Origin of the sequence: Ruegeria sp. R8_1 (assembly GCF_017743815.1) — a bacterium.
In the GTDB taxonomy this organism is placed as follows: domain Bacteria; phylum Pseudomonadota; class Alphaproteobacteria; order Rhodobacterales; family Rhodobacteraceae; genus Ruegeria; species Ruegeria lacuscaerulensis_A.
In genome coordinates this window covers 65159-85175 of sequence record NZ_JAGHRL010000001.1, presented here as the reverse complement: position 1 = coordinate 85175, position 20017 = coordinate 65159, and the positions used below count along the sequence as shown (strand labels likewise).

Annotated in this window: 21 protein-coding genes and 1 riboswitch; of the genes, 6 read left to right on the top strand and 15 right to left on the bottom strand. The window is 58.1% G+C overall.

The genetic code is table 11. The features are described 5' to 3' along the window. Nucleotides 1–52 precede the first annotated feature (52 nt). The 5 genes from J7380_RS00430 to J7380_RS00410 all read left to right on the top strand — a co-directional run bounded on the left by J7380_RS00430 (nt 53) and on the right by J7380_RS00410 (nt 4551). Nucleotides 53–1219, top strand: coding sequence for an alpha-hydroxy acid oxidase (locus tag J7380_RS00430; protein WP_209193997.1), 1167 nt, complete (start codon nt 53–55; stop codon nt 1217–1219). A gap of 247 nt (nt 1220–1466) precedes the next feature. Continuing rightward, a complete protein-coding gene (locus J7380_RS00425) occupies nt 1467–2114 on the top strand; it encodes a 50S ribosomal protein L25/general stress protein Ctc (RefSeq protein ID WP_209193996.1) in 648 nt (215 codons plus the stop codon). Between the two features lie 129 nt (nt 2115–2243). Further along, nucleotides 2244–2921, top strand: coding sequence for an aminoacyl-tRNA hydrolase (pth, locus tag J7380_RS00420; RefSeq protein WP_209193995.1), 678 nt, complete (start codon nt 2244–2246; stop codon nt 2919–2921). Nucleotides 2922–3003: 82 nt separating this feature from the next. Next, nucleotides 3004–4167 carry a serine hydrolase gene (locus tag J7380_RS00415; protein ID WP_209193994.1) on the top strand — a complete coding sequence of 388 codons (1164 nt, stop codon included), beginning with the start codon at nt 3004–3006 and terminating at the stop codon, nt 4165–4167. Nucleotides 4168–4176: 9 nt separating this feature from the next. Further along, complete coding sequence (locus tag J7380_RS00410) at nt 4177–4551, top strand: DUF2237 domain-containing protein (RefSeq protein ID WP_209193993.1); 375 nt, start codon at nt 4177–4179, stop codon at nt 4549–4551. 66 nt (nt 4552–4617) lie between these two features. Here the strand turns inward: J7380_RS00410 and trpB are convergent, their stop codons facing one another. From trpB to J7380_RS00370, 8 genes are all read right to left on the bottom strand, one after another. Then, nucleotides 4618–5865, bottom strand: a complete 1248-nt coding sequence (gene trpB, locus J7380_RS00405; RefSeq protein ID WP_170753652.1) for a tryptophan synthase subunit beta — start codon at nt 5863–5865, stop codon at nt 4618–4620. Nucleotides 5866–5957: 92 nt separating this feature from the next. Continuing rightward, nucleotides 5958–6608 carry a phosphoribosylanthranilate isomerase gene (locus J7380_RS00400; RefSeq protein WP_209193992.1) on the bottom strand — a complete coding sequence of 217 codons (651 nt, stop codon included), beginning with the start codon at nt 6606–6608 and terminating at the stop codon, nt 5958–5960. A 6-nt stretch (nt 6609–6614) separates the two neighbouring features. Further along, nucleotides 6615–6965 carry a LapA family protein gene (locus tag J7380_RS00395; RefSeq protein ID WP_209194598.1) on the bottom strand — a complete coding sequence of 117 codons (351 nt, stop codon included), beginning with the start codon at nt 6963–6965 and terminating at the stop codon, nt 6615–6617. Between the two features lie 6 nt (nt 6966–6971). Continuing rightward, nucleotides 6972–7256, bottom strand: a complete 285-nt coding sequence (gene ihfB / locus J7380_RS00390; protein WP_170354862.1) for an integration host factor subunit beta — start codon at nt 7254–7256, stop codon at nt 6972–6974. A 270-nt stretch (nt 7257–7526) separates the two neighbouring features. Beyond that, the gene (gene rpsA / locus J7380_RS00385; protein ID WP_209193991.1) at nt 7527–9203 is read right to left on the bottom strand and encodes a 30S ribosomal protein S1; all 1677 of its coding nucleotides are present in this window, start codon (nt 9201–9203) and stop codon (nt 7527–7529) included. Nucleotides 9204–9439: 236 nt separating this feature from the next. Next, nucleotides 9440–9712, bottom strand: a complete 273-nt coding sequence (locus J7380_RS00380; protein WP_280635724.1) for a DUF6525 family protein — start codon at nt 9710–9712, stop codon at nt 9440–9442. 174 nt (nt 9713–9886) lie between these two features. Beyond that, nucleotides 9887–11566 carry a tryptophan halogenase family protein gene (locus J7380_RS00375; RefSeq protein ID WP_209193989.1) on the bottom strand — a complete coding sequence of 560 codons (1680 nt, stop codon included), beginning with the start codon at nt 11564–11566 and terminating at the stop codon, nt 9887–9889. Nucleotides 11567–11699: 133 nt separating this feature from the next. Further along, nucleotides 11700–12233 (bottom strand): hypothetical protein, encoded by a 534-nt coding sequence (locus J7380_RS00370; protein WP_170354858.1) that lies wholly within the window; start codon nt 12231–12233, stop codon nt 11700–11702. 218 nt (nt 12234–12451) lie between these two features. Here J7380_RS00370 and J7380_RS00365 point away from each other — a divergent pair, with 218 nt between their 5' ends. Next, nucleotides 12452–12931 carry a YHS domain-containing (seleno)protein gene (locus J7380_RS00365; protein WP_209193988.1) on the top strand — a complete coding sequence of 160 codons (480 nt, stop codon included), beginning with the start codon at nt 12452–12454 and terminating at the stop codon, nt 12929–12931. A 27-nt stretch (nt 12932–12958) separates the two neighbouring features. Here the strand turns inward: J7380_RS00365 and cmk are convergent, their stop codons facing one another. From cmk to ybeY, 7 genes are all read right to left on the bottom strand, one after another. Next, nucleotides 12959–13576, bottom strand: coding sequence for a (d)CMP kinase (gene cmk, locus J7380_RS00360; protein ID WP_209193987.1), 618 nt, complete (start codon nt 13574–13576; stop codon nt 12959–12961). Continuing rightward, on the bottom strand, nt 13573–14919 hold the full coding sequence (gene aroA / locus J7380_RS00355; protein ID WP_209193986.1) for a 3-phosphoshikimate 1-carboxyvinyltransferase: 1347 nt from the start codon (nt 14917–14919) through the stop codon (nt 13573–13575). The genes cmk and aroA overlap by 4 nt, the downstream gene beginning before the upstream one ends. Nucleotides 14920–14988: 69 nt before the next feature. Continuing rightward, entirely contained in the window at nt 14989–15699 is a 711-nt protein-coding gene (locus J7380_RS00350) for a tRNA (guanine(46)-N(7))-methyltransferase TrmB (RefSeq protein WP_209193985.1), read from the bottom strand. A 123-nt stretch (nt 15700–15822) separates the two neighbouring features. Next, nucleotides 15823–17004, bottom strand: coding sequence for a methionine adenosyltransferase (metK, locus tag J7380_RS00345; RefSeq protein ID WP_209193984.1), 1182 nt, complete (start codon nt 17002–17004; stop codon nt 15823–15825). Between the two features lie 5 nt (nt 17005–17009). Then, a riboswitch (SAM-SAH riboswitch) is annotated at nt 17010–17058 on the bottom strand. Nucleotides 17059–17100: 42 nt separating this feature from the next. Continuing rightward, entirely contained in the window at nt 17101–18597 is a 1497-nt protein-coding gene (gene lnt, locus J7380_RS00340; RefSeq protein ID WP_209193983.1) for an apolipoprotein N-acyltransferase, read from the bottom strand. Next, nucleotides 18594–19481, bottom strand: a complete 888-nt coding sequence (locus J7380_RS00335) for a hemolysin family protein (RefSeq protein ID WP_209193982.1) — start codon at nt 19479–19481, stop codon at nt 18594–18596. The genes lnt and J7380_RS00335 overlap by 4 nt, the downstream gene beginning before the upstream one ends. Nucleotides 19482–19517: 36 nt before the next feature. Then, nucleotides 19518–20009, bottom strand: a complete 492-nt coding sequence (gene ybeY / locus J7380_RS00330) for an rRNA maturation RNase YbeY (protein WP_209193981.1) — start codon at nt 20007–20009, stop codon at nt 19518–19520. Nucleotides 20010–20017: the final 8 nt, after the last annotated feature.

Sequence of the window (20017 nt, the reverse complement as noted above, 5' to 3'; positions counted from 1 at the left end):
GCGGGTCAGGTATTGGTAAACAATTTATACCAATCCTTCGAAAGCTGCCCTCATGCCCGTCATCACGAATATTGAAGATCTCAAACGCATCTATGAACGGCGTGTCCCGCGCATGTTCTATGACTACGCAGAAAGCGGAAGCTGGACCGAACAGACCTTTCGCGACAACAGCTCGGATTTCGAAGATATTCGGCTACGCCAACGGGTGGCTGTTGACATGTCTGGGCGGTCAACTGCGTCCAAAATGATCGGGCAGGATGTGACAATGCCCGTCGCGCTGGCTCCGGTTGGCCTGACCGGCATGCAACACGCAGACGGAGAGATGAAGGCCGCCAAAGCCGCCGAAGATTTCGGAGTGCCTTTCACTCTGTCCACCATGTCCATTAACTCGATCGAGGATGTGGCCGAACACACTTCGTCACCATTCTGGTTCCAGCTTTACACCATGAAGGATCAGGATTACGTCAGCCGACTGATCCAACGGGCCAAAGACGCCAAGTGTTCCGCTTTGGTCATCACGCTGGACCTGCAGATTCTGGGGCAGCGCCACAAGGACCTGAAAAACGGTCTGTCCGCGCCGCCCAAACTGACCGCCAAGACCATCGCTGATCTGATGACTAAGTGGTCCTGGGGGATCGAGATGCTCCGCGCCAAACGGCGGGAATTCGGCAATATCGTTGGCCATGTGGACGGTATCTCGGACGCGTCGTCGCTGGGCGCGTGGACGGCTGAACAATTCGACCCCAGCCTCGACTGGAAAAAAGTCGAAAAACTGATGGAACAATGGGGCGGCAAAGTGATCCTCAAGGGTGTTCTGGATGCAGACGACGCCCGAATGGCGGCCAAACTTGGGGCTGATGCCATCGTGGTATCCAATCACGGTGGACGGCAACTGGACGGCGCCCTCAGCTCGATCCGAGTTTTGCCCGAGATCATGGACGCGGTCGGAGGCGATATTGAGGTCCATCTGGACAGCGGCATCCGGTCCGGTCAGGACGTTTTGAAAGCCGTGGCCCTAGGTGCGCAAGGCACCTATATCGGCCGTGCGTTTGTCTATGGTCTGGGGGCGATGGGACAAAAAGGTGTGACCACCGCGCTGGACGTCATCCAAAAGGAACTCGACACAACCATGGCGCTTTGTGGTGAAAGAAAAGTCACCGACCTGGGCCGGCACAATCTATTGGTGCCCGAAGATTTCAGCGGACGTTGGCGCAAGTGATAAGTGGGTCAGGGGGCGCTGCCCCCGCCGCCCGTTCCGGGCGACTCCCCCGGGATATTTTTGGACAGATGAAGCAGGGGATCTGCACTTCATCTGTCCAAAAATATCCCGGAGCGCGAGGCAGAGCCTCGCAAATGGTTGAACCTGTAAAAACCCCTTTCCAAAGCGAATGAATCAAGCTAAGGACGCGGCTTCACGCGGGCATACAGCCTTGGAGGATGCCCGCCCTAACATTTGGAGAATTATCATGGCTGGAGAGATTCCTGATCTCGTAGCTCTGGAACGGACGGGGACAGGCAAGGGCGCCGCTCGTCAGACCCGCCGCGAAGGCATGGTTCCGGGCGTTGTATTCGGTGGCGACAAAGACCCGCTGGCGATCAAGATCCCGTTCAACGAACTGTTCAAGCGCCTGAAAGCTGGCCGGTTCAAGTCCACTCTGTGGAACCTGAAGATTGAAGGCCACGAAGACGTCCGCGTCATCTGCCGCGACGTTCAGCGTGACGTTGTCAAAGACCTGCCAACCCACCTAGACCTGATGCGCCTGCGTCGGACCACCAAGATTGCGTTGTTCATCCCCGTTGAGTTCGTCAACGAAGAAGAAGCCCCCGGAATCAAAAAGGGTGGCGTTCTGACTGTTGTCCGCCCCGAGGTTGAGCTGGTCTGCACCGCCGGTGACATCCCCGAGAAGATCACAATTGATCTGACCGGTCTGAACATCAACGACGTTGTCACCATCTCGGCCGTGGATCTGCCTGCGGGCACCAAGCCCACCATCGACCGTGACTTCGTGATCGCGAACATCTCGGCACCGACCGGTCTGTCGACCAGCGACGACGAAGAAGGTGAAGAAGTGGCCGCAGACGAGGTTGAAGTCGTCGGTCAGGAAGAAGAATAAGTCCAGACGCTTGAGTGACTGGATTGGAAACGGGGTCCGGACGGGCCCCGTTTTCTTTTGCAGGGTTGGGGTGGAAAACCGGTCGCGATCCGTGCCATCAACCTTGTGCAAAGCAACGGGGACAAGATCATGAAGCTGTTCGTCGGTTTGGGGAATCCGGGGGCGAAATATGCCCGCAACCGCCATAATATCGGCTTTATGGCTGTCGACAGGATCGCCCAAGATCACAGCTTTGGCCCTTGGAAGTCCAAGTTTCAGGCCGAGATCGCCGAAGGGCGTTTGGGTCGCGAAAAAGTGCTGTTGATCAAGCCGCAGACTTTCATGAATCGCTCGGGTCAATCTGTTGGCGAAGCGATGCGGTTCTATAAGTTGGACTCAACCGATGTGACCGTCTTTCATGATGAGCTTGACCTCGCTACTGGTAAGGTCCGGGTCAAGGCGGGCGGCGGTCACGCCGGTCACAATGGGCTGCGATCCATCCACGAACATATCAGCCCTGCCTATGATCGTGTGCGACTAGGGATCGGGCATCCGGGACGCAAGGAGATGGTCTCTCCTTACGTTCTGGGCGACTTTGCCAAGGCTGACTCGGACTGGCTGGAGGACGTGCTGCGCGGCGTCTCAGATGGGGCCGCGCATCTTGCTGATGGAGAAAGCGGCAAGTTCATGAATGCGGTTGCTCTACGGACTGCGCCACCGAGATCGTCAAAAACGCCTCAACCGTCCCAATCGGCACCAAAACCCGCGCCTGAGCCCGAGGTCGATGACCGATCGGCCATGCAAAAACTGCTGGATAAGTTCAAATAGACTCATAGGTCTTGCCGTAACGTCCTGATTGCAGATCGCATCGGGGCGCGGTCCAATACAGCACGCATATGGGAGGAGACATATGAGAACGCTGTTGAAGTGGGTGCTGCGCATCACATTGATGCTGGTACTGGCCGCCGTGGTTGTTGGATTCTGGAAACGCGAAGAAATTCAGCGACTTATGGCTGTGAATTCGCTATTTAGCGAAGACAAGATTGTCCATAACTTCTCGCATATGGATCAGGCGTTCCTGACGGTCGACCTGCCGCGCGGTGACGGCCCCACCTGGGACCTGCCTTATGGCACTGGCTTTGATCTACCCGAAGGCACCGATCAGTGGGTCGAAGACCGGGCTGTGACATCTCTTCTTGTGATGCAGGATGGTCAGATCCGGTTCGAGGAGTATTACCTGGGCACGACGCCGGAAGACCGCCGGATTTCCTGGTCGGTCGCCAAAAGCTACCTTTCGGCTCTGTTCGGTATCCTGCTGGAGGAAGGCGCGATCACCTCGTTAGATGATCAGGTGGTTCAATACGCCCCGCAACTGAAGGGTACGGCCTATGACGGTGCGACCCTGCGCAATGTGTTGAATATGGCCAGCGGCGTCACATTCAACGAGGATTATTTTGACCCAAAGTCAGACATCAACCGTATGGGGCGTGTCGTGGCGTTGGGTGGAAAGCTCGACGACTTTACAGCCTCGCTGCAGGACAATTTCACAGAACCGGGTGAGACCTGGCAGTATGTCTCGATCGACACCCATGTGATTGGAATGGTGATCCGAGGCGCAACCGGGCGCAGCGTCACTGACTTGCTGACCGAAAAGATCATTCAGCCGCTGGGTCTGGAATACGACGGCTATTGCGTGACCGACGGTGCCGGGGTTGCCTTTGTTCTGGGTGGCTTGAACTTCACAACTCGGGATTTTGCGCGGTTCGGTCAAATGATCCTGCAGAATGGGCAGCACAACGGTCAGCAACTCGTACCCGCTGATTGGGTCGCCGAATCCGTCCTGCCCAGCGCTCCGACCGAGGCCGGGAAGATCGGTTATGGCTACCAATGGTGGATTCCGGTAGGTGCGCATGAAGGCGAGTTTCTCGCACGGGGCGTTTATGGTCAGTACATCTATTTCGACCAACCCCGCGGCGTTTTGATCGTGACGACCGGCGCGGATCGCAAGTTCCGCGACGATGGCGTAAACGAAGCCAATGTCGAAATGTTTCGCAGTATTGCGCAAAGCCTGTAGGGTGTCGCCATGCAAAAACAGGACAGCATCAACGTGCTGGGAGGCGTTCTGGCCCCCTGCTCCCAAGACCCTCTGACCGGGTTCTTTCGTGACGGGGCCTGCAATACGTGCCCCGAAGATCAGGGCAGCCATACAGTCTGCGCCGTGATGACGGCCGAGTTTCTGGCTTTTTCCAAGTATGTCGGCAACGACCTCAGCACACCGCGCCCCGAGTTCAACTTTCCCGGTCTCAACCCCGGAGACAGTTGGTGCCTTTGCGCCAGCCGTTTTCTACAGGCCCATGACGAAGGGTGTGCGCCCAAAGTGAACCTTGAAGCAACCCATCAGCGCGCTTTGGACATCGTCTCTCTGACGATTCTGACCGAGCATTCCAACGCAGATTAAGCAGGTGGTCGGACAAAAAAAGGCGCGCTCAGGCAGGCGCGCCTTTTGTGGTTTTTGCAATCGGGTTTAGTCGGCGCTGCGGCCTTCTGTATCCGACATGTCAAAGTTCAGATACTTGGCTACGGTCTGCACGTCCTTATCGCCCCGCCCACACATGTTCATACAGATCAGATGATCTTTGGGAAGTTCGGGCGCAATTTTCATAACATGAGCCAGTGCGTGGCTGGGCTCCAGCGCGGGGATGATGCCTTCGGTGGCGCAGCACAGCTGGAACGCCTCCAGCGCCTCTTTGTCGGTGATCGACACATATTGCGCGCGGCCGATGTCGTGCAGCCAGGAATGCTCGGGCCCGATGCCCGGATAGTCCAGACCGGCAGAGATCGAGTAGCCCTCAAGAATCTGCCCATCATCATCCTGCAGCAGGTAGGTGCGGTTGCCGTGCAACACGCCGGGTCGCCCGCCGGTCAATGATGCGCAATGCTCCATCTTCTCGTTCACACCTTTGCCACCGGCCTCGACACCGATGATATTCACCGATTTGTCGTCGAGGAACGGATAGAACAGGCCCATCGCGTTTGAACCACCACCGATGGCGGCAATGATCGTGTCGGGCAGACGGCCTTCGGCCTTTTGCATCTGCTCTTTCGCTTCCTTGCCGATGATCGACTGGAAATCGCGGACCATCGCCGGGTACGGGTGCGGCCCGGCCACGGTGCCGATGCAATAGAACGTGTCGCGCACATTGGTCACCCAGTCGCGCAGCGCGTCATTCATCGCGTCTTTTAGCGTGCCTCGGCCGGACGTGACCGGAATCACCTCGGCCCCCAGCAGGCGCATACGGAACACGTTGGGGGCCTGGCGCTGCACATCATGGGCGCCCATATAGACGATGCATTTCAGGCCGAATTTGGCGCAGACGGTGGCGGTGGCCACGCCGTGCTGCCCTGCGCCGGTCTCGGCGATGATCCGGGTCTTGCCCATACGGCGCGCCAGAATGATCTGCCCCAGCACGTTGTTGATCTTGTGCGCGCCGGTGTGGTTCAGCTCATCACGCTTGAGGTAAATCTTCGCGCCGCCCAGATGTTCGGTCAGGCGTTCCGCATAATACAGCGGCGAGGGGCGGCCCACATAGTTCGCCCACAGATCATCCATCTCAGCCCAGAAAGTCGGATCGTCTTTGGCCTTCTCGTATTCCTCTTCCAGCGACAGGATCAGAGGCATCAGCGTTTCGCTGACAAACCGCCCGCCGAAGATGCCAAAACGGCCCTGCTCATCGGGGCCGGACATGAAGGAATTGAAAAGATCGTTGGCCATGGCTGTCTCCGTCATCTTACCTGTCGTTCATAGGAGGTAGCGGCGGGATTTGCCATGGCAAAACGCACTCGCCCGATGCTTTGCCAGACGCGTCAACCGGTCGCGTTTGCCGCAGCGATAAAGGCCCGCATCAGATCGGCATCCTTGATACCCGGCGCGCTTTCCACACCCGAAGCAACGTCAACCTGACGCGCACCGGTCATCCGGATCGCTTCGGCCACGTTATCGGGGTTCAAGCCACCGGCCAGCATCCACGGCTTGCGCCAATACTTGCGCCCGGCCAGCAAACGCCAATCAAAGGCCAACCCGTTTCCACCCGGCAACACCGCGTTTTTGGGGGCCTTGGCATCCACCAACAACTGGTCGGCAACATCGCTGTAGGTGTATATGGCTTGCAGGTCTTTGGCATCAGCCACGCCAACCACCTTGATGACGGGCAGACCGTACCGCGCTTTGACTTCCTGCACACGTTCTACGCTTTCCGACCCGTGTAGCTGTATCATGTCGAACGGGGCAGCTGCGGTAATGCTGTCCAGCAACGTATCAGATGCGTTCACCACCAAGGCCACTTTTGCCACACCGACAGGGACGTGATCCGTTAGTTGGGCGGCTTGCTCCGGCGAGACATAGCGCGGTGATTTCGGAAAGAAGTTGAACCCCAGATACCGCGCGCCTGCGTCCGCAGCGGCGCGCACGTGGTCAGCGGCGGTCAGGCCGCAAATTTTGACCGCTACATCGGACATGTTAGCCTAGCTGGCCTCGTCCAGAATGGCGAGGACCTCATCCTTGCCTTCGTTCTGCTTTTTCTTGAGTTTTTTGACTTCGCGTTCAAGTTTGCGAACTTCACCGGTTTTGGCCGACGCATCTGCACGATGCTTGTGCTCACGCAGCCATTCCCAGAGAAATCCGATAATCAAGCCCGCAACAACGCTGCCCAGAACCACAAGGAAAAGTGGCAGAGAGGTGCTGAAATTGAACCCTAGCAAATCGGCAATCGCCTGAGGCATCAGTGTCAGCTCAACGGCTTCGCGGTTGGCCAGCGAAACCGAGATCAGAACGATCGCGAGGATCGCCAAAAAAGCATATCTAACGTAGCGCATCATGCCTTAGGCTTTACCGTTCAAACGGTCCCTTAGCAACTTGCCAGTCTTAAAAAACGGAACACTTTTTTCTTCGACCTGAACGGTCTCGCCGGTACGGGGGTTTCGGCCCACCCGAGCGTCGCGCTGTTTAACCGAAAATGCACCAAAGCCACGCAGTTCAACCCGATCACCACGGGCCATGGCATCGGTCACTTCTTCGAACACAGTATTCACGATCCGCTCGACATCGCGTTGGTAAAGATGCGGGTTCTCGTCGGCGATTTTCTGAATCAATTCTGAACGGATCATGTGCGTTACCCTCCCAGGCGACCGGATTACCATGTCTATTATTCTGAACAGTATAGGAAAAAACTTAGTTCGGGGGAACGTTGACTCTGTCTGCTAGGCCTTGATTCTGCCTCAAACTCACGCGATTTTTTGCCCGTTCACGGGAATTGACCCCCTAAAGCATGAACAGTTGGTGAATATAGCTCAAAATTCAGAACATATTGATTCGCAACAAAAACGGCCCCGCACTCATGTACGGGGCCGTAAAATTGTTTGGACTTAGGTCCGGGTTTAGTCGCCCGACTTCAGCGCTGCACCCAGGATATCGCCCAGCGATGCGCCCGAGTCGGAGGAACCGTACTGTTCCACGGCCTCTTTCTCTTCGGCGATCTCGCGCGCTTTGATCGACAGGCCCAGACGACGGGTCTTGCTGTCGACGTTGGTGACGCGGACGTCGACCTTGTCGCCAGCGTTGAACCGCTCGGGGCGCTGCTCGGCACGGTCACGCGAAAGGTCCGAACGGCGGATGAAGGACTTCATGCCTTCGTATTCCACCTCGATACCGCCATCTTCGATCGCGGTGACCTCTACGGTGATGACCGAACCACGCTTCACGCCGCCCACGGCTTCGGCGAACTTGTCACCGCCCAGGGCTTTGATCGACAGCGAGATACGCTCTTTCTCGACGTCCACTTCAGAGACAACGGCCGAAACCATGTCGCCTTTGCGGTAGTTCTGGATCGCATCCTCGCCACGCTCGTCCCAGGACAGGTCCGACAGGTGAACCATGCCGTCGATGTCGCCTTCGAGGCCAATGAACAGACCGAATTCGGTGATGTTCTTGACTTCGCCTTCGACCTCGGTGCCCTCGGGGTGCGTTTCTGCAAACACTTCCCATGGGTTGCGCTGAGTCTGCTTCAGGCCCAGCGACACGCGACGCTTGGCGCCGTCGATTTCCAGAACCATGACGTCGACTTCCTGGCTGGTCGAAACGATCTTGCCGGGGTGGACGTTTTTCTTGGTCCAGGACATCTCGGACACGTGCACCAGACCTTCGACACCGGCTTCCAGCTCGACGAACGCGCCGTAGTCGGTGATGTTGGTGACGCGACCCTGATGGACCGAGCCCAGCGGGTATTTCGCAGCAACCAGATCCCACGGATCTTCCTGCAGCTGCTTCATGCCCAGGCTGATGCGGTGGGTCTCTTTGTTGATCTTGATGACCTGAACCTTGATGGTTTCGCCGATCGTCAGGATCTCGGACGGGTGGTTCACACGGCGCCATGCCATGTCGGTGACGTGCAGCAGGCCGTCAACGCCGCCCAGGTCAACAAATGCACCGTATTCGGTGATGTTCTTGACAACACCCTCGACGGTCTGACCTTCGGACAGGTTGCCGATGACTTCGGCACGCTGTTCGGCACGCGATTCTTCCAGGATTGCGCGACGCGAGACAACGATGTTGCCACGGCGGCGGTCCATTTTCAGAATCTGGAACGGCTGCTTCAGACCCATCAGCGGGCCAGCGTCGCGCACGGGGCGCACATCAACCTGCGAGCCGGGCAGGAACGCAACTGCGCCACCCAGATCGACGGTGAAGCCACCTTTGACGCGACCAAAGATTGCACCTTCGACGCGCTGGTCGTCGGCATATGCTTTTTCCAGACGGTCCCATGCCTCTTCACGGCGGGCCATCTCGCGCGAGATGACGGCTTCGCCACGGGCGTTTTCTGCGGCGCGCAGGTAAACTTCGACCTCGTCACCAACAGCGATTTCAGGAGCTTCGCCGGGATTTGCGAATTCTTTCAGATCAACGCGGCCTTCCATTTTGTAGCCTACGTCGATGATGGCTTGGCCTGCTTCGATCGCCAGAACCTTACCTTTGACAACAGAACCCTCTTCGGGCGTGTCCATTTCGAAGCTTTCGTTCAGGAGGGCTTCGAATTCCTCCATGGATGTATCAGCCATGTGGCAGTGTTTTCCTTTACAAGTGTTTTTTCTGGCCGAGCGGTTGTCTCCGCCGGTCTTGTTTCATGGTGTCCTTTGGCGTGACCCGGTGCGCATCTGACTACACAAACACAAAGGGCCGAGGTAACCCGGCCCTGCTCAGATACGTCATCCGGACGTTGACCGCCCGTGTTAAGACAGCGCGCGTATAGGCCGATTTCAGGCAATGCGCAAGAGCAAAGCCCGTAATTGCCAGCTTACGCGCATTCTTTGCCGGTCCAGACAACCGAGTCCTTTCTCAACATAGACTGCTCGATTGCATCAAGCCGGGACAGGGCTTCGGCAGCATTTGCCGATCCACCCGAACGGTTCCAGATTTTCAGGGCCGAGGAAGGGCTCCAGGGCAAGCACGCTTCTGCCAGCCAAGCGCGTAATTCAGAGGGCAATGAGTCGTATGCCTGCATCGGACACGTGCACCGCCGCCGGCGTTTCAGATTACTGCGCAGGTTACGGCCGCTTCGCCTGACCATCCCGCGTTTAAAATGTGTGTCATCTTCAAAATGCACCGCTGGCCCCATCGAAATTTGTGATGTTATTACATACCAAAATTCAACCAGCAAGAGTTCCTTTCAAAGAAAAGGGGCAGGATTTTGCCCTGCCCCCAAGTTTGGTCTGAACATTTTTTTGCACCGCGCAAGGTACTGCTAAAAAAGTTGCAAATCCTTTGTGCCGCTTTGAATTTCAGCAAAGTTCGGCATGTTCTGAACGGCCAAAGGTGCCGGTTTAACCCCTGGCATCGCCACTGTTGGCCTTGCCGGCTTACCGAAGGCCGGTTTTTCCAACTCACCGCGAATGTCGCGTAGCAATGTCTTATGATCCGGCATGGACTTAAGGGTCTGAGCCAGATCCACCTTCGCGCCCTTCCACCATTGGAACCAAATCGGTTTTTTCAACGGACGAACGCGGTCGCGAATACCAGTTCCATAGCCGGTGTCGTAGACCTGTTTGCCTAGTAACACTGTTTGGAAAACGCGATGGTCGAACAGAGTGGCAAACTCGACATCGTGCTGCATAGGCAAACGGTGCTGCCAAAGCTCAAGGTTCTCAGCCAACCGGTCGGGAATTTTCATTTCGGTCCGTGCGTCGATCCAATATTGATCATCCGTGCGGTTGCCCAGCCGGTAATGCAGGCAAATGAATTCAAGCACCTCATCATAGAGCTTGTCCATCTGCCGGTTGTAGCGCGCGCGCAGTGACGGCTCGATATCACGCGTCGGCAGGTGTTCGGCAAACCAGCGGATCGCATGGTCGATCATGTGGATCGCAGTGCTCTCCAACGGTTCGATGAAACCGCCAGACAAGCCTATGGCGACGCAGTTCTTTACCCAGGCGTTTCGCACCCTCCCAACGCGCATCGGGATAACGCGCGGCGTCAGTCCCTTGCCACTGTCGCCCAACCATTCAAGATACTCGTCCGCCGCCTGATCATCCGTTCGATGCGCCGAGGAATACACATAGCCGGTGCCCACTCGGTTAAACAAAGGCACGCGCCACGTCCAACCGGCCCCCAGGGCCGTGGACCGTGTAGCACTCTCGATCTTGTCCGGATCAGGATGTTCGATCTGCAATGCCATCGCCCGGTCATTGGGCAGATAGTCCGAGTAATCCATGAACGGCTCACCCAGAGCCTGATTGATGATCAACCCACGGAAACCGGTGCAATCCACAACCATCTCGATGTCATGGCGACCTTTACGCTCTAACATCAGGTGGCTGACATTGCCTTGTTCGTCCAATTCAACCGACTGGACCTCGTCCTGAATGTGCTCGACACCGCGCTTGGTGCAGACCCTGGTCAGCATCCCTGCGAATTTCACCGCATCCAGATGATACGCGTAGCCAAACCGCTGCTCGAATTCCGGTGCGCCCAGCGGTCGCGCGCCTTTGCAGAGACGGGCCAAATCGTCATGCGGAGCGATCGATTGCGTGAAATCCCGATCCCCATTGCCAAATCGCAAATAATACTCGGCCGCTTCAAGCCCTTCCAGCATTTGGCCATGAGCAAACGGGTTCATGTAATCGATACGGTTACCTTTGGCGTCCTTGTTCCAGTTGCAGAACTTCACACCCAGCTTGAAGGAAGCGTTGGTTTCGCGAAAGAAATCCCGTTCAGCTATTCCAGCCTGCCGGAGCGTCACCGGCATACGAGGAACCGTTGCTTCGCCCACACCCACAGTCGAAATATTCGGGCTTTCGATCAGACATATCCGCGGCCGATCTTTTGGTGCCGATGTCCGGGACAACACCATCTCAAGGATAAGTGCGGTCATCCACCCGGCTGTACCGCCACCCACAATGGTGATTTTCCGCAATCGATTGTTCATTCTGCTCCCCCCTTTTTTGTTTTGGGGAACTATAACAGTTTTCCCGCACCGGGCCAGAGCCTATGACATAGGCGTTGAGCGCGCCAAAACGGCGTGTCAGACAAGCATCAGAACGCGCATAATTGCGCCTGCCTCAAATCTCTTCGCCTTTCTTCAAAAGCTCATCAATCAATTCGCGCTGCAGGCCCTGACTGTCACCACCACCGAATTCTGCAGCACCGCCTGAATAGAGGGTGCCGTATGTCTTGGCGATGTTAACCGTTTGGGCCAGACCCGAGATCAGCTGGTCTTTTTCCAACGTGGACAACGGATGAATATAGGCCGCCCACAAGGTACCGTTGGCGATCGCATAACGCGCATCCAGCGTACTGTCGAAATTCGCCTGCATCATGCGCTGCAGGTCCGCGGGTGACAGATCAGCCGCGCTGCTAATCGACACCATGGCCCGCATCCGATCGGCGTTCACATCCGTGATGACCAGAACCGGAGTATCCCCGACCGTCAGCTGAAAACCAGGCCCTTGCGGCAGCGCCTCCGGGTCCAAAGCGAACAGAATTTTTCCTAGCCGCTCATAGGTCATGGGCGGTTCCAACTCAGGAGCGTCTTGCGCCTCTTGAGCGGCCAGACCTGTGGCCAGAACTATCAGAAAAAGGGCTAGTCGGATCATCGCATCGCTCCTGCAGGTTGCCCATTGAGCATATGTGGATCAAACGACACTGGCCAAACAAAGCTTGGTGAGGAGAACCGTGCAAACGATCAGAATATCGGACGATCTGCAATGTTTTTAAGCCCGTCAAACATAGTCCGTTCAACTCCTGACGCCTAGGTTTGTTTCAGCGGCGGGCAAACCGGCCGCGCCCAGCTTAAATGATGAAAGGAAACGCAATGAAATCCCTGGTTCTGACCACTCTGATCGCCACTCTGCCTCTGATCGCCGCCCCGGCCTTTGCCGCAGATGAAACCAACGTCTCGAACGGTATCTCGGCGGCGGGCGCTCCGCTGGCCGCACATGGGGTCGATCTGGTGGCGCTGGTCAATGACGGCAATCCGGTTGATGGTTTTGCCACCCATTCGGCCACCTATGACGGTGCCTCCTACTATTTCACCACCGCCGAGAACCTTGCCGCGTTCGAGGCCAACCCCGCTGCCTATCTGCCACAGCATGGTGGATTCTGCTCGTTCGGGGTGTCGGTTGGCAAGAAATTCGACGGTGACCCAGATCAGTATCTGGTCGCAGACGGCAAACTGTACCTCTTTCTGAACGCCGAAACCCGCGCCGCGTTTTTGAAAGACGTGCCTGGCACGGCAAAAACCGCTGATGGCCAATGGTCAAAGATCAAAAGCGTCGCAGTCGGCGAGCTTTAACCCTCCTCCAAGCGAAAGCTCGCGGCGTTACGGCGTCGCGGGCTTTTTTTGTTCGATCAACGCGATGGCCTGCGCCAAAGCGTCCTCGATGCTCAGATCCGAGGTGTCCAGTTGCACCGCATCCTCGGCCGGTTTCATCGGGGCCGTGCTGCGTTCCGCATCCCGCGCATCGCGTTCGCGCACATCGGCCAGAACCTGATCGCGCGTGACATTGGCCCCCTTGGCACTCAGCTCAAGGTACCGCCGCTCGGCCCGCACCTCGGCGCTGGCCGTCACGAACAGCTTCGCCTCGGCATTGGGGCAGATGACGGTGCCAATGTCGCGCCCGTCCAAAACCGCGCCCCCTGCCCGCTTTGCAAAAGCGCGCTGAAAATCGACCAGAGCCGCGCGGACCTCGGGGATCACCGCCACTTTCGAGGCCGCCTGCGCGATCTCGGCCGTACGCAGATCACCCTGCTGCAATTCCTCGGCGGTCAGGGCTTGCGCCGCTGCGATCGGGTCCATCCCCTCAAGCGTGCGCCGCCCCACCGCGCGGTAGAGCAACCCGGTATCCAGATGGGCGAACCCAAAATGAGCCGCGACCCCTTTCGAAATCGTCCCCTTCCCCGCCGCTGCAGGGCCATCAATGGCGACCGTGAAACTCATGTGCGCTCAACCTTGGCACCCAGAGCGGCCATCAGCGGTTCAAAAATCGGGAACGAAGTCGCAATCGGGCCGCCATCATCAACCGAGACCGGCGTTTTCGCTCCCATTCCCATCACCATGAACGACATGGCGATGCGGTGATCCAGAAAACTCTCGCAGGTGCCGCCACCGGGGACTTTGCCGATGCCCAGCCCTTCGACCGACCACCAATCCTCGCCCTCATCCACGGTCACGCCATTGGCGCGCAACCCGCGCGCCATGGCGTCGATCCGGTCGCTTTCCTTGACGCGCAGCTCTTTCACCCCGCCCATCATCGTGGTGCCGGTGGCATTGGCTGCAACCACAGACAACACCGGGTATTCGTCGATCATCGAGGCCGCACGTTCCGGCGGCACGTTGATGCCCTTCATGTTGGGCGAATATTTCGCGCGCAGATCGGCAACCGGTTCGCCACCCTCCTCGCGTTCGTTTTCATAGGTCAGGTCCGCGCCCATCTCGCGCAGCGTGGTGAATAGCCCCGCGCGGGTCGGGTTCAGACCAATGCCCGGCACCAGCACATCCGAGCCCGGCGTGATCAGCGCCGCGCAAACCGGAAACGCCGCGCTGGAGGGATCGCGCGGCACAGCGATGATCTGCGGTTTCAACTCGGGGCGGCCAGTCAGGGTGATCACTCGGCCCTCCTCGGTGTCCTCAACGGTGATCTCTGCACCGAACCCAGCCAGCATCCGTTCCGAATGGTCGCGGGTGGCCTCTCTCTCTATCACTACAGTTTTGCCCGGCGCGTTCAGACCGGCCAGCAACACGGCGGATTTCACCTGCGCCGACGGAACGGGAACCTCATAACGTACCGGCACAGGCTCAGCCGCGCCTACAATGGTCATCGGCAAACGCCCGCCCGAGCGGCCAACGGCCTGCGCACCAAACAGCGCCAGCGGGTCCGTCACCCGCGCCATGGGGCGTTTATTCAGGCTGGCATCTCCGGTAAACGTGGCCGAGATCGGGCAGGTCGCCATTGCACCCATGATCAGCCGCACACCCGTGCCCGAGTTGCCGCAGTCGATCACCTGATCTGGCTCGGCAAAGCCGCCAACGCCCACGCCATGCACGGTCCATTCACCGCCGCCGTGATCTGTGACCTCGGCCCCAAAGGCGCGCATGGCCTTGGCGGTGTCCAGAACATCCTCACCTTCCAGCAGGCCGGAAATCTTCGTCTCACCCACCGCCATCGCGCCCAAGATCAGCGACCGGTGCGAGATCGACTTGTCGCCGGGCACCTCTGCCGTGCCGGTCAGCGGACCGCAGGGGTATGAGGTCATCGGGATGGGCGTGCCGTGTCCGGACATGGGGGCTCCTGTTTTCGCTATCAGTGCCTTAGCCGATTAGCGAATTGGGGCCGGTTGGTCCAGCCGCAATCAGCCCTTGCGGCGGAAGGTCAGGTAATGCGGTACGCGCCCCTCACGCAGGGCCTTCTGTTCGTAACGGGTGGAAATCCAATCATCCCACGGCTCGCGCCAATCGGCGGGACGCTCGGCCAGCCATTCGAAACCTGCGCGCGGCACCTCTTCCAGCGTTTGGCGAACATAATCGGGAATGTCCGTGGCGACCCGAAAGATCGAACCGGGTTTCAGCGCCCGCGCCAGCGGCTCCAGATGCTCGGGCGTCACGAACCGACGGCGATGGTGCCGCGTCTTTGGCCAGGGATCGGGGTACAGCAGGAACGCGCGCGAGATGCTGGCCTCGGGCAACACGTCAAACAGATCGCGCGCATCGCCGGGATGAACAGCGAGGTTCTCAACCCCCGCCTGCCGGATTTTGCCCAGCAACATGGCGACACCGTTGATGTAGGGTTCGGCCCCGATGATGCCGATATCGGGATTGTTGGCCGCCTGATGCACCAGATGCTCACCACCGCCAAAGCCGACCTCAAGCCAGACATCCCGGCCGCCGAACAGCGCCTGCAGATCCAGCGGGTTGCGTTCAGGATTACCCTCCCAATCGACCGTACCGGGGGACAGCGCATCAAGGTCTTCGCTCAGATACGCCTTTTGACTGGGCTTCAGGGTTTTGCCCTTGAAGCGGCCATAAAAGTTTCTGCGGGGGCGTTGGGGTGTCTCGGTGCTCATGGCCGTGCCCATACTGCGCAGACACCACAGACGCAAGAGGGCGACCGGTCCACTCAACAGACCCGCCGCCCCCAAATGTACCAGAATAGAGCGCGCCCGTAAGGGCGCACCTTTGGATACCGATCAGACCGCCGCTTTCAGCGCGTCCACAAGGTCGGTGCGCTCCCAGCTGAAACCGCCATCCGCATCGGGTTCACGGCCAAAGTGACCATAAGCAGCAGTGCGCTGATAGATCGGCTTGTTCATCTGCAGATGTTCACGAATACCGCGCGGTGTCAGGTCCATCGCCTGCCCAACGGCCTTTTCGATTTCGGCGTCGGAAACCTGTCCTGTGCCATGGGTCTCGGCATAGATCGAAAGCGGCTTGGAAACACCAATCGCATAGCTCAGCTGAATGGTGCAGCGTTCCGCCATGCCGGCAGCGACTACGTTCTTGGCCAGATAGCGCGCCGCATAGGCCGCCGAACGGTCCACCTTGGTCGGATCTTTGCCCGAGAACGCGCCGCCACCATGGGGCGCGGCTCCGCCATAGGTGTCCACGATGATCTTGCGTCCAGTCAGGCCCGCATCTCCATCGGGGCCGCCAATCACGAACTTTCCGGTGGGGTTCACGTGCCACTCGGTCTCGGCCGACAGCCAGCCTTCGGGCAGAATTTCGCGGATGTAAGGCTCGACCATGGCGCGGATATCGTCCGAAGACAGCGCCGCATCCAGATGCTGTGTCGACAACACGATCGAGCTGACGCCCACAGGCTTGCCATCGCGGTACACGACCGACAGCTGCGATTTGGCATCCGGGCCCAGCGCGGGCTCGGTGCCGTTTTTACGGACCTCGGCCAGACGGCGCAGGATCGCGTGGGAGTACTGGATCGGGGCCGGCATCAGCGCAGGAGTTTCGGTCGTGGCGTAGCCGAACATGATCCCCTGATCGCCTGCGCCTTCGTCCTTGTCGCCCGAGGCATCAACACCCTGAGCGATATGAGCAGATTGCTCGTGCAGCAGATTCGTCACCTCGACGGTTTCGTGGTGGAACTTATCTTGCTCGTATCCAATGTCTTTCACACAGGCGCGCGCGATTTCCTCGATACGGCCCATGTAATCATGCAGTTTGTCCTGATCAGACAATCCGACTTCGCCGCCGATGACGACACGATTGGTGGTGGCAAAGGTTTCGCACGCCACGCGCGCTTCGGGTTCTTCGTTCAGAAAAGCGTCAAGCACGGCATCCGAGATGCGGTCGCAAACCTTATCGGGGTGCCCTTCGGAAACGGATTCCGAAGTAAAAGTATAGTTCTGTCGGGACATGAATGTGCTCCATTAAGATTTCCCCATCACGCCAGGAAGCCGTTGTGACGGGCATGCGAGGGGATACGCCCGCAAAAAGCCGGGGTCAATCGGTATTTATGCGCCGACCCGCCGAGCGTTGCGCCAAAGCAGCGCCGCCATCGCAACAAGCACAAGAAATACCGGATAGTCGCCGATCCGCGCATAAACAGTCCGCTCCAGAGGGGCCGGTAAAACCGCGTCGACGAATCCGGCTTCGCCCAAAGGCAGCGCCTTGGTGATCTGCCCAAGCGGATCAATCATCGCCGAAACCCCGGTATTGGCCGCACGCATCATGGGCATGCCTTGTTCAATCGCACGCATTTGCGCCTGAGCAAGGTGCTGATACGGCCCGGACCGAGTGCCAAACCAGGCATCATTGGTGATCTGCGTCAGGAAATCTGCGCGCCCCGGCGCACCCAGAACATCCTGCGTGAAAACGGCCTCGTAACAGATCAGCGGCTGCGCAGTGCCCAATTCGCCCAGATCCATCAGCGCAGGCCCCGCGCCCGCGCTAAACCCTTTTCCCGCGTTCGAAGCCAGCCCGTGAATACCGAACCGCGCCATCAGATTACCAAACGGCACGTATTCACCAAAGGGCGTAAGATGATGCTTGTCATATATGTCCTGCACCTGGGCTTGGGCATTCAGATGGATCATCGAATTATAAATGCGCCGCCCGTCGGAGCGCAGGATCCCCAGCAAAACCGGCGTACCTTGCGCAGCATCAGATACGGCATCCAGAAAAAGGCCCGCATCTTGCAACCGCGCAGTAACCGCGGTTTCCGGCCACACGATCAGATCAGGCCGAGGTTCGACCGCCGTGAATTCAATCTGACGCGCAAAGTGCAAAGGTGCATAGTCCCGATTCCATTTCTGATCCTGCGGCACGTTGGGCTGAATCAGACGCACGGTTTGGTCGGTATTCACAACATCAGGGCGTGTGGCTGCATGGATCAATGCAAGACAGGCCGCGCCAAGCGTCACAGCCAGCGGCAGACGAAACCCGACCCTCTGCGCCAGTGCCGCCCCCAAAGGCAGCGTTGCGAGCAATGTCAGCGCGCCCAACCCGTAGGGTCCGATCAAAGACAACAATTGGGCTATCGGAGTATCGACCCAAACTTGCGCCAGCCCTGCCCAAGGAAATCCCGTCAGGACATAACCACGCGCGCATTCGGCCAATGACACCAACAACGCAAGCAAAGTTGCTTGCGACACGCCCGAAGCGCCGGGCTTTCGCGCCATCCAGAACGACAAAGCCCAGAACAAAGCCAGCCCGCCAGACATAAATACAAGGGCAAAGGGCGCCATCCAAGCGTGGCGCTGCGCGTCGACCAGAAACGGCTCAACAATCCAGCTGAGAGCGTGCGCAAAATACCCGGTGGCAAAGGCCCAGCCGATCCAGGCCGCGCGCGACCTGGAAGGCGCAGCTACGAACAACGGCCCAAGACCAAGCAGAGCGGCCACAGTTGCAAACCAGTAACCGAATGGCGCAAGCCCAAACGCCGCAATGGCGCCCAGAACCGCAGCCAAACCAAAAGTCGCCCAGAATGGCCACCTCGCGGCAGGGTTCATGCAACGAGATCCGGCAACATGACCCGCAGTCTTTTGATCCGGCGCGGATCGGCATCTATGACTTCGAACTCGGGCCCCTCGGGATGCAAGACAACTTCGCCACGGGCAGGAACGCGCCCCGAGAGCATGAAGACAAGCCCGCCCAGGGTATCGATTTCCTCTTCGTCGACGTCCTCATGGCTGGTCAGGGAACGTCCGATCTCGGCCTCGAAATCCTCGAGCGGGACGCGGGCCTGAACGATATAGCAACCCGGCTTTTCCTGCAGCCAAAGCTGGCTTTCATCGGCGTCATGCTCATCCGCAATTTCGCCTACAACCTGTTCGATCAAATCCTCGATCGTTACCAAACCATCGACGCCCCCATATTCGTCGATCACCAACGCCATGTGTCTGCGCTCGGTCTGCATTTTTGTCATCAGAACGCCGATTGGCATCGAGGGTGGCACGAAAAGCAAAGTGCGTAACATCGAGATCAGGTCGAATGTGGATGAGGTTCCGTTAAACCCATGGGTCAGCGCGAAATCCTTGAGATGCACAAACCCTAAAGGCGTATCCAGAGTGCCGTCATAGACCGGGATACGTGACAGGCCGCTTTCGCGAAACACCTGCGCAAGTTCGTCCTTGGTTATGGTTGATGGGACCGACACGATTTCTGCTGTCGGGATCGCAACATCCTCGACTCGCATTCTGCGCAGATTGATCATGCCACGTGGTTGCGTTTTGTCGGTTTCATGCCCATTGGCGCCCGAAACCTGCTCATCATCTTGCGACGAGAATGCATCCACTATTCGAGAGAAAAACCCAGCTTTCTCTTTGGTGTTTTCTGTGCCTTCCTTTGGTTGCGCGCTTTGCGCTGCCATAGAACTGCCGTCTGTATCGCCCATTATCCCATTCCAAATGATCGGCCGAAATGGCCCGTATTAAACAGTATATGGGTCATCAATACCCAATTTGCCAAGTATCTCGACTTCGACCCCTTCCATCAAAGTGGCGTCCGGGTCACGGATGTGATCATATCCCAACAAATGCAACATTCCGTGAATGATCAGATGTGTGACATGATCATCCAAGGCTTTTCCTGCTTCAGCCGCTTCACGCGCACAGGTGTCAAATGAGATCGCGATATCGCCCAAAGCCGTCTCTCCGGTAAAATCCGGGGTCGGAGACAACGGCGGCTGACCTGCAATGTCCGCGGCCAAATCTTCGGCAGGCCAACTCAGTACATTAGTCGCAGAGGGTTTTTCCCGGAATTCAGCGTTCAGATCCGCGATACGGACATCGTCGCAGGCCAACAGGCTGATTTCACAATCCTCTTGAAGGTGGAAATGGTCCATTACCGCCTGAATTGCACGGCGTGCCAAGGGCTCCAGCCCCAGCCAGCGGGTGTCTTCCACCGTCAGTTCAAGGTTCATGTCTGTCG